Annotated in this window: 9 protein-coding genes; 7 read left to right on the top strand and 2 right to left on the bottom strand. The window is 54.1% G+C overall.

Annotated elements, in window-relative coordinates; translation table 11 throughout:
• The first annotated feature begins 164 nt into the window (after positions 1-164).
• From CLV60_RS03100 to CLV60_RS03110, 3 genes are read left to right on the top strand one after another with little or no spacing between them, the layout of a single operon-like run.
• Entirely contained in the window at positions 165-794 is a 630-nt protein-coding gene (locus CLV60_RS03100; RefSeq protein WP_106593888.1) for a (2Fe-2S)-binding protein, read from the top strand.
• Complete coding sequence (locus CLV60_RS03105; RefSeq protein ID WP_106593889.1) at positions 791-1798, top strand: FAD binding domain-containing protein; 1008 nt, start codon at positions 791-793, stop codon at positions 1796-1798. The genes CLV60_RS03100 and CLV60_RS03105 overlap by 4 nt, the downstream gene beginning before the upstream one ends.
• A gap of 7 nt (positions 1799-1805) precedes the next feature.
• Positions 1806-4043 (top strand): xanthine dehydrogenase family protein molybdopterin-binding subunit, encoded by a 2238-nt coding sequence (locus tag CLV60_RS03110; protein WP_106593890.1) that lies wholly within the window; start codon positions 1806-1808, stop codon positions 4041-4043.
• A 5-nt stretch (positions 4044-4048) separates the two neighbouring features.
• Here CLV60_RS03110 and CLV60_RS03115 read toward each other — a convergent pair whose 3' ends face one another.
• Positions 4049-5839 (bottom strand): hypothetical protein, encoded by a 1791-nt coding sequence (locus tag CLV60_RS03115; protein ID WP_106593891.1) that lies wholly within the window; start codon positions 5837-5839, stop codon positions 4049-4051.
• Positions 5840-5926: 87 nt separating this feature from the next.
• Positions 5927-6373, bottom strand: coding sequence for a hypothetical protein (locus CLV60_RS03120; protein ID WP_106593892.1), 447 nt, complete (start codon positions 6371-6373; stop codon positions 5927-5929).
• A 114-nt stretch (positions 6374-6487) separates the two neighbouring features.
• On the opposite strand from CLV60_RS03120, the gene CLV60_RS03125 reads away from it, so the two are divergent.
• From CLV60_RS03125 to CLV60_RS03140, 4 genes are read left to right on the top strand one after another with little or no spacing between them, the layout of a single operon-like run.
• Positions 6488-7129: an RNA polymerase sigma-70 factor gene (locus tag CLV60_RS03125; RefSeq protein ID WP_106593893.1), complete on the top strand. Its 642-nt coding sequence runs from the start codon at positions 6488-6490 to the stop codon at positions 7127-7129.
• 12 nt (positions 7130-7141) lie between these two features.
• Complete coding sequence (locus tag CLV60_RS03130) at positions 7142-8149, top strand: FecR family protein (protein WP_106593894.1); 1008 nt, start codon at positions 7142-7144, stop codon at positions 8147-8149.
• Between the two features lie 26 nt (positions 8150-8175).
• Positions 8176-11811 (top strand): SusC/RagA family TonB-linked outer membrane protein, encoded by a 3636-nt coding sequence (locus CLV60_RS03135; protein WP_229210791.1) that lies wholly within the window; start codon positions 8176-8178, stop codon positions 11809-11811.
• Between the two features lie 26 nt (positions 11812-11837).
• Positions 11838-13337 (top strand): SusD/RagB family nutrient-binding outer membrane lipoprotein, encoded by a 1500-nt coding sequence (locus CLV60_RS03140; RefSeq protein WP_106593895.1) that lies wholly within the window; start codon positions 11838-11840, stop codon positions 13335-13337.
• Positions 13338-13456 lie beyond the last annotated feature (119 nt).

Raw genomic sequence — 13456 nt, forward strand, 5'->3', positions numbered from 1 at the left:
CGATCCATATCACATACCCGATGGCATTCGCTTACGGACAATACCTGACAATACCGTCCTACACCTGACCATTCCTGGCCACACCTGACTATTCCCACGCCGCTCAACCGGTAAATCACAACCCCACCTCTCTTTTCAATACATATTCACTGAACTGAACAACCATGGATCTCGACCACGACGCTATTCCGCCCGACGTGCCTGACGAAGACCGCCGCTTTTTTCTGAAACAATCCATGTTTTTTGCCGGGCTTTCGATGGCCCCGGCGGATTTCCTGCAAGCCGCGCTGGCACCCGACGATGGGCCGGTGGGTAATGCGGTGAAGGTTAAACTTTCACTGACTGTCAACGGGAAACGCAGACGCATTTCCATAGATCCACGTATGACATTGCTCGATTTGCTGCGCGAAAATATGGGTCTTACCGGGACCAAAAAAGGGTGTGATTTCGGGCAATGCGGGGCCTGTACCGTGCATGTCGATGGCCGCAGGACACTATCCTGCCTCACTTTTGCGGTGATGCAGCACGGCGCGAAGGTCACGACCATCGAAGGTCTTTCAGACGGCGAGAAGCTCCATCCTTTGCAGGAAGCGTTTATCAAACATGATGGTTTTCAATGCGGATATTGCACGCCGGGGCAGGTGATGTCGGGCGTTGCGTGTATACGCGAGGGGCATGCGGGCTCGGCGGACGAGGTACGGGAATATATGAGCGGCAATCTGTGCCGCTGCGGGGCTTATCCGAATATCGTAGACGCCATTCTTGAGGTGAAAAAGGAGGGGACGAAAGTATGAAGCCATTTCAATATCTCCGTCCCAAAACCATTGCGGAAGCCATCAGTATGGCCGCCGATTACCCCGAAGCGCAATATATCGCCGGTGGTACCAACCTGGTCGATCTTATGAAACGCGGCATTGCGTCGCCATCGAAGCTGATCGATATCAACCATCTTCCATTAAAGAAAATAGAACACCGCTACGATCGCCTCCGCATAGGTGCATTGGCCCTGAACAGCGACGTGGCAAAAAATAAAAGCGTACTGAGCCGTCAGCCGCTGCTCGCGCAGGCGTTGCTCGCGGGGGCTTCGGGCCAATTGCGTAATATGGCGACAGTGGGTGGTAACTTATTGCAGCGTACGCGTTGCAGTTATTTTTACGATCTCGCATTGCCTTGCAACAAACGCAAGCCGGGCTCAGGCTGTGGCGCGGAAGCGGGCGTTAACCGCACGCATGCGATCTTTTTTGCGGGAAATGGCTTTGGAGGAAATGAAAAATCTTCGTGCATTGCTGTCCATCCCAGCGACATGTGCGTGGCGCTTACTGCCCTGGATACGGAAGTCGTGATCAACGGCACGAGCGGGGAGCGGCGAGTTCCGTTCAAGGATTTCCACAGGCTTTCTACGCTGCAACCCGAGCTGGATACCAACCTGCAACCCGGTGAGCTTGTGACGGCCATAGAGGTGACGGACAACGCATTTGCCCAACACAGCCATTACCTGAAAGTGCGCGACCGTGCTTCCTATGCTTTTGCATTGGTATCGGTGGCGGCTGCCCTGCAAATGGACGGCGGCCGCATCTGGGACGCTCGCATGGCTCTTGGTGGTGTGGCGCACAAACCCTGGCGGTACTGGGCTATCGATCTCATGCTGAGAGGACAGGCGCCTTCGGAAAAGCTTTTCAGGGAAGTAGCAGAGCATGAAATGCAAAGTGCCAAAGCCACCACGCAGAATGCATTTAAAATTAAACTAACCTCGAATGCGATCGTTGCGGCTCTGAAAGCTGCAACGGGCATTTCTTGATCGGATCATGAAGAGACAATCGTTGGATAATCCGTCGGATACTTCACTCAGTCGCGTCGATGGTGCGGTGAAAGTAACTGGTGCAGCCACTTATTCGGCTGAATATGCGATTCCGGGACTGGTACACGCGGTGTTGGTAACGAGCACCATTGCCAAAGGCAGCATTACCGCCATCGATTCGCGCGAAGCGGAGGCGGTGCCGGGCGTACTGGCGGTGATCAGCCATCTCAATGCTATTACAGTACCGGGCTGGCCTGCCAAAAAGCTGCCGGCGGAGCGCGTCGCGGCGGGTACGGCATTGCGCGTATTTTATGATCCACTGATCTATTTCGACGGACAGCCCGTGGCGATGGTAGTCGCGGCTACGCACGAACAGGCAGTGCACGCCGCGTCGCTTGTGCGGGTGACGTACCAGCAGGAGGCCCATCAGACGCATTTTGAAAAAAATATCGGACAAGCCGGCATTCCTCAGAATGTCCAGCGCGCCAAAAACTCGCCTTTTCAGGATTATGAGCGCGGCGATGCGTCGGCATTACGTAATGCCGACGTCCGGATAGAGGCCGAATATACCATTCCCACTCAGCATCATCAGCCGCTCGAACCGCATGCGATTATCGCTGTGTGGGAGGCCGAGGACAAGCTCACGGTCTATGACAAAAACCAGGGCGTGAAATCCGCACAGGGGCAACTGGCCCAGGCTTTCAAGCTGCCGAGGGAAAATGTACAAGTGGTAGCCACGTACATTGGCGGAGCATTCGGGTCGGGCATTCGGGTGTGGCCGCATACGATGGCGGCGGTAATGGCTGCAAAGCAATTGAAACGACCCGTGAAACTGGTATTGGGGCGGGAGCAGATGTTTACATCGGTGGGTTACAGGCCATATACCAAACAGAAAATCAGTATCGGCGCCGCGAAAGACGGCCGGTTGGCAGGTATTGTACATGAAGGGACAGGGCAGACGTCGATGTACGAAGAGCATCTGGAACGCACAGTGCTCGCGTCACGTGCGCTGTATGCGTGCCCGCATGTAGCCACCCGCTACCGCCTGCTCCCGCTTGATGTGAATACGCCTACGTGGATGCGCGGGCCCGGCGATGCGACGGGGATGTTTGCATTGGAATCGGCTATGGATGAGCTGGCTTATGCATTGAAAACAGATCCGCTGGAGTTCCGCCTCAAAAACTACGCGGAGTCCGACCCCGAGCGGAACCTGCCGTGGTCGGCGAAGTCGCTAAGGGAATGCTATGAGCTCGGTGCGGAGAAAATCGGCTGGAAAAACCGGCTGCCGGAGCCGCGATCGGTGAGACGCAACGGAATGCTGCTCGGTTACGGCATGGCATCCAGCCTGTACGGATTCCACCGCCATCCTTCCAGGGCCCGGGCCGTCATGCATGCCGACGGTTCGGTGATCGTGCAGAGCGCCACGATGGACATCGGCCCTGGTACCGGCACCGCCATGACCCGCATCGCCACGAAAGTTTTAGGGGTGAATGCAAAAAAGGTGCGTTTCGATCTGGGCCATTCGGCGCTGCCGGATGCGCCCGGCCAGAATGGCTCGTCCACGATCCCTAGTGTGGGTTCGGCGGTGCATGTAGCTTGTGAAGCATTGAAAAGCAAATTGGTGACCTTGGCCGGGGAAATGTCCGAAAAGTTTAGGCCAGGAGCTGAGGTGGTGGCCAGGAATGGCAAGATATTTAGTTCTGCCGACGATAAAGACGGGCTGAGTTATACCGACATTTTAAAACACCATCGGTTGAACGAGCTTGAAGTGACGGAGGCGTCAAAATCGGGTGCGGAGCGCGACCAATATTCAATGTATTCGTTTGGCTGCCATTTTGTGGAGGTGGAAGTGGACCCGCTCACGGGCGAGGTGCGCGTTACGCGTGTGGTCACGTGCGCGGATGTGGGGGCGATTATTAATTACAAAACGGCCCGCAGCCAGTCGATCGGCGGCGTGGTAGGGGGCATCGGTATGGCGCTCATGGAGCATTCGGAAATGGACCATCGCTTCGGACGTTATGTGACGACCGATTTTGCCAGCTACCATATTCCGGTTCACGCCGATGTGCCCTCTATCGAAGTATATTACATCGATAAGCCTGATGTGCAGGCTAATCCGATCGGTTCAAAGGGTCTTGGTGAAATTGCCATCGTGGGCGTTGCAGGAGCTATTGCGAATGCGGTTTTCCATGCAACGGGCAAGCGGGTGCGGGAGTTGCCCATTACACCTGACAAGCTGATCTGAGGAATTTAACTGGTGCTAACCTCTTTTCCCGTGGTGAGCAAATAGCGGTTTGAGCCGCTGATGATACCGAGCGTGAGTTTATACTTTTTGTTTTTGGACAGATATTGCCTCAGCATTGCCATCGACTCGCAGTAGCCGGCATAATAGCGGCCGGTACGCAGGAAGCACAGAAACGAGTTTCTTCTCAGGCGCATGGGTAACATATGGATTTCATCGCCGGAATGGATGATGAGGTAAATACCGTCGTCGGGTGAGCATTGTAAAGCTGGTGCTTCGGTTCCTACCTGGATGTAAGTCGCTGTTCGTACGGCAATGTCTGATGATCCTCTTATCTCTGCCAGACGCAAATCCTCGAATGGAAGATCGGGAAATTGGTAAATCCGGTTTTTTAATGCGTTCTCAAAAATGGAATCGACCGACTCTTTAACCGAGATGTAAATAGGAGCGGAAGGAAATTCCCGGTTTTTTGTCCAGCCATAGGCGTCTATCTGAATGGTTTTTCGGAAATACATCATATCTGCCCATGTTTGAAAATAGCTGCTTCCAAAGTAGATCACGGCACACATTTGCAAGATGATCATGCGTCGGCTAAAAATTCGCCGAAACACTGGTAGTTGAAGTAATAGCAGATAGTTGAAGGTCGCCCAAAATGTAAAGATATGCTTGTATCTGCTTAGCAAAATGGTTTGAGCACCGAAGGCAGCACGCCCGAATGCCAGCGCAAAAAAGGTTGCCAGCAAGAAGAGAACACAGCCAGCAAGCCACCACTGGTTTGGTGTAATCGTGCCGGGAGCCCGCAACAGCTTTCGGGCAAGCAAAAAAGCGCAGCCTCCCACAAGTGACAGACTCGCCATTCCTGCAATGGCGGAGAAAGCTAGTCTTGTAGCGTCGCTCTTCTCTAACATCACGTCGGTAATCATGCCGGGCATCGCAACCGCCATCAGTAACATTTCCCGCCATGACGACAAATTTTGAGCTGTGGTAGGACGAAAATCAGGTACTGTTAATCCACGAAAGTAAAATGTGGTGATAACGCCGAATAACAACATCCAGAGCGAGGCGGCGAGCCATTCCCGACGGGCTAATAATATCAGCGCAACCACGGGTCCGATAAACACGCCTGATACGTCGGAGTACAGGGCTAAAATTCCCAAGCCGGCACCCCATATCAGGCTCCACCGGGTATTTTTACTAACCAGCCAAATGCTAGCGAACCCCCAAATGTATACCGCAATTTGCTGCAACGGGATGATTGACCAATACAATGCTTCGTAATTGAAATTGGAAAAGAGCACATATGGAACCGGCAGGAAAAGGGCTAGCGGCAGGTTTCGTTGAGAACGGAACCAGGCGAAGACGATTTTGAGAAAAACAAGATAGGAACAGATTCCAGCGAGTGCGAGAAGGCGAAAATCGATTGATCCGGTTACCCAATACATCAGACAGGCTACTAACCTGACCACTACAATCCGGCGCTCATCGTCCTGCTTGGACAGCGCCGACCAGAACTCCCGGAGTGAACCCGTTCCTTCCGCTATCGCCGAAGTGGATTTCAGGATTGCGTCGATATCGTCCTGGTAGGGGATATTGACCGTCGTGATGCCCCATACCCCGAAGAACACGGCAACGGGCATTACGCATGCAAGGAAGAAGAGAAAATCGCGCAATGCGAAGGACCTGAAAACGGAATAATCCAGTTTGATTGATTTGGACGGTCCGGAGACCTGCTGGTAAGCGGCAAGCAGCGAAACGCCGCCCACGAAAACCGACAATGCGAGAAAAACAAACAGGTTCATTGACTGGTGGCTTTGGTGCAAGCCGCCAAACTATCTGCATTATTCTTCGCTATTAGTAATCAACCATCCTCTGGCTCGCCCGGATTATCAGGCGGTTTTTATCCATTTCACGATCAGGTTCGCGACCAGCAATAACTGGAATGCTCCGAACGTAACCACCGCGCCCGCAAAGCGCAGCCCCATTTCTTCCCATTCTTTGTATTGTTGGGGTGAGAAAGCTGTATCGATTGCGTTGTTGGGCGGGTAGCCGGTGCTGCTGGTAATGTACAGCGCAATACCGATTGTGCCGAGCACGTGTGCGGCTGTTAGCTGCGGGAAGCCGGTGCGGTTTCGTGTAAACCAGTATAGCAGACTGGTAATCAGGATGATGGTGATCAGAAATTCCGCGATCAAATTAATCCCGAGTATATAGTAAGTATCGTAAAGCTGCACGTCGACTGTACAGCTCCTCCGTATCCAGGCGATGACGGCAATGACGGGGCAGGCGAGGAGGAGTACGAGGTGGGGTTTGGTTTGGATGAAGCTTTTGCGCATTGTATCGTATTTTTATGAATGCAAAATAAAAAAATGAAAGTTTTTTATCGAAGAACTAGGGTAGCCTTCCCAAATTTTGTCCTGCGGGTGTAGCCCTAAACCCAGCCCCGAATCGTGACGCCCGAACCTTCCGAACACCTACCGGACGCAGAGAAAAACTCCGAAAGACCGATCGACCCGAGACCGGGGCCGCCGGAGGCCGCCGCGCCCGATAATGCGCTGCCCGATAGGGAGTTTTTTATCCGGACCACATTCCGGCAGGATGCTGCCAAGGGTTATGAACTGCTATTCAGGACCTATTACCAGCCGCTTTGCAGCCATGCCGCAAGGTTTGTGTACAACAAAGCCATCGCCGAAGATCTGGTAACGGAAATTTTTCTCAATTTCTGGAAAAAGGAATTGCATACCTGCATCGAATCCACCTTCCGGGCTTATCTGTTTACGGCGGTGCGCAACCGGTGCTTCACTTATCTGCGCTGGGAGTTCAACAAAATCAGGCAGGAGGAGCTCGACGACGATTTTCACTCGGACGTGCTTGCGCCGGATCATATTCTGGAAATGGACGAGCTGTATATGCAAGTAGAGCGGGCGATCCACGCTTTGCCGCCGCAATGCCAGAAGGTGTTTATTCTCAGCCGGTTCGAGGGGAAGTCGTACCAGGAAATCGCGGCGAAACTTGGAGTGACGGTAAAGGCTGTGGAATGGCATATATCAAAGGCGCTGAGTGTATTGCGCCGAACATTGAAACAAAACTGACAAACTAAAAGCATGAACACACCATTATCCAAAGAAATGCTCTTCACCTATTTCTCGGGCCAGGCCACGGTGCTGCAAAAGCAGCTCATCGAAGAATGGCTGGGCGAACCGGGCAATGCGGAGCGCTATTTCGAATGGTTACAGGAATGGGAAAACAGCCATCCGCAATTTTTGCCGGATGTAGAGGAGGCATTTAAAAATGTACAGGTGTTGCTGGAAGAGCCGTCGATTAACGGCGAAGACACCCGTACCGAGGTCGCCAGCTCATCATCTCTGCCGTGGCGAAGCCTGTTGCGCATAGCCGCAGCTGTTTTGTTGATCGCAGGCGGATACTATTATCAGGATGCAATCCTCTACCGGCATTACCGTACGGGTTATGCCCAAAGCCAGACTATTCAGCTGAGCGACGGAAGCCGCGTTTCGCTGCTGGCCAATTCCGATCTGAAACTCCTCCGGTGGGGCTTCGGAAGCTTCGGCAGGGATGTGTACCTCACAGGCGAGGCAGGCTTTGTGGTAACGCACCAGGTCGATCACCAGCCGTTTACGGTTCACACGCCCGACCAGGGAAAGGTGACGGTGCTCGGTACCGAGTTTTTTGTGTATACCCGCAAGAGAGGTACCCAGGTGGTTTTGAGCAAGGGCAAAGTTCAGATTTCTTCCCCCGAAATGGTCGTGCCGCTCGATATGAAGCCGGGTGAAAAGGCCTCCGTCGCAACGGATGGCAAGATCGCCATTCAACCGCTGACCGTCACGGAGCTAAAAGACCCGGCGGTTTGGCAGGAGCATCATTTTCATTTTGACCATACCACTCTGGCCGATGCCAGCCGCGAGCTGAATACGGTATTCGGCCTGGAAATCGTAGTGGCCGATCCCGCCCTGGCCGCGCGGCAGGTTACCGGCACATTCAAAGCCAGACAGGCCGACGAACTGCTGTCGGTGCTGTCCGAAATGCTCGATATGCGCGTGCTGGTCGGTGATGACCAGGTGCGCCTTGTTCCCGATTCTACTGACACCAATTAGATTTTTTAACTAACCCAAACGCTACCATGAACCCACATGTACCTCTGGCAAAGGCATTTGGCCTTTACGCCATGCTCAGTTTGTGCCCTCCGCCGGGATTCGGGCAGTTGCTGGCATCGGCCCGCCCTTTGCAGACCGAAACGCGGCAAACGCAGCCCGTACGCCTGCGTGATGCTTTGCTGAAACTGAAAGAGAGCTATGGCGCCGATATTCTGTTCGAAGAAAAGCTGCTCGACGATCTGAAGGTTTCATCCGCGGCGGTCAACACATCCAAAACGCTGGAACAGAACCTGGACGCATTGCTGGCTTCCACCGGATTGAAATACAAGAAGATCAAGGAAAATACGTACGTGCTGCTGGCTTCGAAAGACCGCCGCAAAAAGGATAGCAGTGCTGCGCCGGTCCGTGAGAGCTCGGCGTTGCCGCTGGATAGTCCGCTCGCATCCCTCTCGCCTGTCACGAGGGCAGAGGTGGCGGAGTCGGCCGTGCGTGGTACGGTAGTGGACGCGAAAGGAGAACCGCTGATTGGCGTAAGCGTGCTCGTAAAAGGCACTACACGAGGTACAGCTACGGACGTGGCAGGGAAATATGAGATTGCGGTAGAAGACGCCTCGGCGGTGCTGGTGTTCTCCTTTGTAGGTTATGTGCGGAAAGAGGTGGTGGTAGGCACGCAATCGGAGATCAACGTTACCCTGGCAGAAGACACGCAAAATCTCTCGGAAGTAGTGGTTACCGCATTGGGTATCAAGCGTGACAAGCGTGCATTGGGCTACTCGGTGCAAGAAATAGGCGGCGAGGCAATCAGTACCGCGAAGGAGGCCAACCTTGCCACTACACTGGCGGGGAAAATGGCCGGCGTGCAGGTGACGCGCTCCGCCAACGGAGCAGGAGGCTCGTCGCGTGTGGTAATCCGCGGCTCCAATTCGCTTGTCGGCAACAGCCAGCCGCTTTACGTGATAGATGGCATCCCGATGGACAACAGCAATCCTAATTCACCCTCTTCAACGGGCGGTATCGACTACGGGGATGGTATTTCAAACATTAACCCCGAGGATGTAGAGTCGATTTCCGTGTTGAAAGGGCCTAATGCGGCTGCATTGTATGGCCAGCGGGGAAGTAATGGGGTAGTGCTGATCACCACCAAGTCGGGCAAATCGAGAAAGGGCATTGGCATTAAATATGGCGTTGACTACTCGATAGGCGACGCATTGGTACTGCCCGATTTTCAGGATGAATACGGTCAGGGGCTGGATGGAGCATTTACACATTTCCGCGGCAACGACGGCAAAATATATACCTGGGCAGCGGCGCAGGCCGGCAACATTCAGGGCATGCCCAAAGCCAGCGGCGGCCGCGACCGTTTCACGCGTTCGAGCTGGGGTGCCCGCATGGATGGCCAGCAGTATGAGGATCAGTGGGGTAATGTGCTCAATTTTACGCCGCAGCCCAATACCTTTCAGACTTTTTTCAGAAAGGAAAAGCAGCTGGTCAACAACCTGAGTCTGGAAGGCGGTAACGACAATATCAACTACCGGCTTTCATATGGCCGCACGGATATCGACGGGTACACGCCGGGCAACACGCTGAAACGCAATAACGTCAACCTCCGCACCGTGGCTAAGATTACGCCAAAGCTGGAACTGGATGTCAAAGCGAACTACATCGGTCAGAAAGGCGCCAACCGCCCTACGGTTTCGGATGCGAGCGATAACCCGGCCTATTTGTTTATCAGCCAGCCGCGCAGCATGCCGATGAGCATCCTGGCCAATTCGGCATGGACCGCTGAGGACGTGGCGAAGCAGCTTGGCTATGGAACGGTACCATTTGTGGGAATGGAAAAGACTTATGCGACCAATTCGTCAACCGCGAATCCGTATTGGACGGTCGATCACACCCGTAACTCGGATGACCGCCAGCGGCTGCTCGGTTTGATCCGCCTGAGCTACCAGTTCAACGACTGGATCCGCCTCACCGCCAAAACCGGGACCGATTTCTATACCGACCAGCGCCTGCGTTACCGCGAAAAAGGCACTTACCAAAGTGCCAACCGCAACGGCGATATTTCCGAACAGGTTACCCGCGTGCGGGAGGATAACAGCGACATTTTGCTCTCGCTAACCCCGCAGTTGACGAAAGACATTTCACTCGGCCTCAACCTGGGTGCTAACCATCAGAAATTCTATTCGCGCACCACGGGCAACACAGGTACTGAATTTATTGTGCCAGGATTATATGCCATCAATAACACGCTGATCAACTCCTACGTGTTCGGCCTCACGGAATCGTCGATCAATTCGGTGTATTTGTCGGGGCAGGTAGGGTATAAGGAATACCTTTTCCTCGATTTCTCGGCGCGTAACGACTGGTCTTCAACGCTTTCGCCGGCCAATAACTCCTTCTTTTACCCTGCTGTGAGCGCGAGTTTCGTCGTCACGGACGCATTCAATATCCGGAGCAATACATTGAGTTTCCTGAAACTCCGCGCCTCCGTAGCACAGGCGGGGAGCTCGGGCTCGCCCTACCAGCTCACCGGTACCTATTCGCTCGATCAGGTCGCGCACGGTGGTGTGCCGCTGGCGTCGTTCTCGTCGACTATTCCCGATCCTAATCTGAAAAACGAGCTGACAACTTCGATCGAGTTCGGGGTGGAAGCGCGCTTTTTCAAGAACCGCGCAGGGCTGGCATTTGCATACTACAATGCCTCTACCAAAAACCAGATCCTGGACGTGCCCCTGCCGCCTTCGAGTACATTTGCTTCGCGGAGGATCAACGCCGGCGAAATCCGCAACCGCGGTGTGGAGCTGACCCTGAATGGCACACCGGTTAAAACTGCCGATGGTTTCACCTGGGATGCGACATTCAATTTTTCCAGAAACCGTAACCAGGTGGTGGCGCTGGCCGAAGGTGTGGATACCTACGTGCTAGGTGCCGACCGCGGCGTGAACGTGGTGGCCGAGCCGGGCAAGCCGTTCGGGACGCTCGTCGGGAACGGCTTCCAATGGCTCCGCGACGATAACGGCAACCGACTGATCGACCCGACGACCGGTTTGCCCCTGAAATCCAATTCCAAAATCCTGTACGAACTGGGCAATGCATTGCCGAACTGGATCGGCGGCTTCAACAACACTTTCCGCTATAAGGGAATAAGCCTGTCGGGGTTGTTCGATATCAGCCAGGGCGGGAAAATTTACTCCCAGAGCTTGCGTGAAGAGCTGGTTTACGGCACAATCAAAAAGACCCTGCCGGGCCGCGACGGTACTTATGTAGCCGACGGCGTGGTGGCTTCCAAATCCGACAACGGAACGTGGGTAGGCACCGGCCAGGCGAACACCAGGCAGGTGCGGGCGCAGGATTACTGGAATGTAGTGGCTCCCGACAAGGACAATGTGATCCCCGAGGAGATGCTCAACGACGCGAGCTATATCATGTTCCGCGAGCTGACATTGAACTACCAGTTGCCTAACACGCTCATCAGCCGCACGCCGTTCAAAAGCATTCGGGCGGGTATTTATGGCCGTAACCTGTTCTACCTGCAACGCAAAACGGAAGGCTTCGCGCCGGAGGCTTCGTCGTTCAACGTCAATAACTCGTCGTTGGGGCTCGAATCCACCGCGTTGCCATTGCTGCGGTATTTCGGGGTCAGCCTGAACGTGGAGTTGTAATTGTTCAAACCGGAAATTTTTGAGATATGAAAAATATAATCCCATCTATCCTGCTCACCGGTGCGATATGCCTTTTACAGGCCTGTACCGGCGATTTCGAGGAAATCAATACACCGCCTACATCGGTCACGACCGTTGATCCGGGGCTGCTGCTTTCGAAAGTGCAGAAGGACGCCGCATTTGCGGAAGGTTACGAAGTGCCCAACAGCCAATACGGGTCTTGGATCCAGCATTGGGCCGGGGGCGTGCTGGTATCGAGCTCGCGCTATATCGAGCAAAGCGACAATAACACCTGGGACGCGCATTATACGCTGATCCGCAATATCAGCCAGGTCCGTAATGAAGTTTTGAAAGGGAAAGAAAATGATCCGAGCGGCCGCAGCAAGCTGGCGATCGCGCGCATTGTCGAGATTTCGGTCTGGCAGCGGCTTACCGATCTTTTTGGTGATGTGCCGTACTCCGGTACCGCGCTGGGGCCTTCGGATGTGAATACCAAGCCTGTATTTGACACGCAGGAATCGATTTATAAGTCGCTGATCAACGACCTGAACGCAGCCATCGGGCAGCTTACGGCCGGTGATGCAAGCTACGGCAGCGCGGATTTTTATTATAAGGGCGACATTAATAAATGGAAGAAGTATGCCAATTCGCTGAAACTCCGGCTTGGAATGCGTATCCGCTATGCTGATCCCGCTTTGGCACAAAAAACCGTGACCGAGGCCATGGGCCAGCCGCTCCTGGAAAGCGCTGCCGACGACGCTACAGTACCCACCTACAACAACGCCACCAATGCGAATGTACACCCGGTGTTGAACCAGTTCCTGGCCGGCAGCCCCGACCTGAAATACCTCGCCGACGCGTTTGTTACCCAACTCGTAGCCAGCGCTGACCCGCGCCTGCCGCGTATTGCGCAGCCGAGTGTGAATTCGGTGAAGGCGGGCACGCCCGCGTACAAGGGCATAGGCGTAGCGCTCACGGATGAAATCCTGAAAACCATTATCAAAGACGATTACAGCACCGTTTCCACGCTCACGTTCTTCAACCGCGAATATAGTCCGGCCATTCCGTGTATGGTGATGTCGTTCGCGGATGTGTCGTTTTACAAAGCGGAAGCCGCACTCGAAGGCTGGGGCGGGACACCCGCGGATGCCGAGAAGTTTTACCAGGATGGCGTGAAGGCGGCATTGGCGCAAACGCCTTACAATGTGACCACGGTACCGGCTGCATTTGAAAAGGAACTCTCATGGACCGGCCTTACCAAAGAGCAGAAACTGGAAAAAATAGGTACTCAGAAATGGATTCAGCTCTTCGGCCGCTCCTACGAAGCATTTATCGAGTGGCGCAGAATGGGTTATCCGGCATTGAAACCGGGGCCGTTTCAGGGGTCTACGGGCGGTACTATTCCACGTCGGACGATTTATTCGTCCCGCGAGGCACTCTTGAACAAGGCGAATTATGAGCAGGCGGTAGGTCGTTTGTCGAAGGGGGATTCGTATGTGTCGAAGGTTTGGTGGGATAAGAGGTGACGGCCGACGGCCGACCGCCGATTGGGGGCTGACTAAAAAGGCCCGAGTCAATTTGGCTGTAAATAGGCTTTTTGGATTTTTGAGACTGATAGAAGCCTGGTTAAATTAACAAGGGGTCA

Source organism: Dyadobacter jiangsuensis (genome assembly GCF_003014695.1).
Lineage (GTDB): Bacteria > Bacteroidota > Bacteroidia > Cytophagales > Spirosomataceae > Dyadobacter > Dyadobacter jiangsuensis.

Coding starts and splice junctions, on each gene's coding strand:
- CLV60_RS03110 (WP_106593890.1), top strand. CDS start 1,806: ATGAAGAGACAATCGTTGGATAATCCGTCGGATACTTCACTCAGTCGC.
- CLV60_RS03120 (WP_106593892.1), bottom strand. CDS start 6,373: ATGCGCAAAAGCTTCATCCAAACCAAACCCCACCTCGTACTCCTCCTC.
- CLV60_RS03130 (WP_106593894.1), top strand. CDS start 7,142: ATGAACACACCATTATCCAAAGAAATGCTCTTCACCTATTTCTCGGGC.
- CLV60_RS03140 (WP_106593895.1), top strand. CDS start 11,838: ATGAAAAATATAATCCCATCTATCCTGCTCACCGGTGCGATATGCCTT.
- CLV60_RS03105 (WP_106593889.1), top strand. CDS start 791: ATGAAGCCATTTCAATATCTCCGTCCCAAAACCATTGCGGAAGCCATC.
- CLV60_RS03100 (WP_106593888.1), top strand. CDS start 165: ATGGATCTCGACCACGACGCTATTCCGCCCGACGTGCCTGACGAAGAC.
- CLV60_RS03115 (WP_106593891.1), bottom strand. CDS start 5,839: ATGAACCTGTTTGTTTTTCTCGCATTGTCGGTTTTCGTGGGCGGCGTT.
- CLV60_RS03135 (WP_229210791.1), top strand. CDS start 8,176: ATGAACCCACATGTACCTCTGGCAAAGGCATTTGGCCTTTACGCCATG.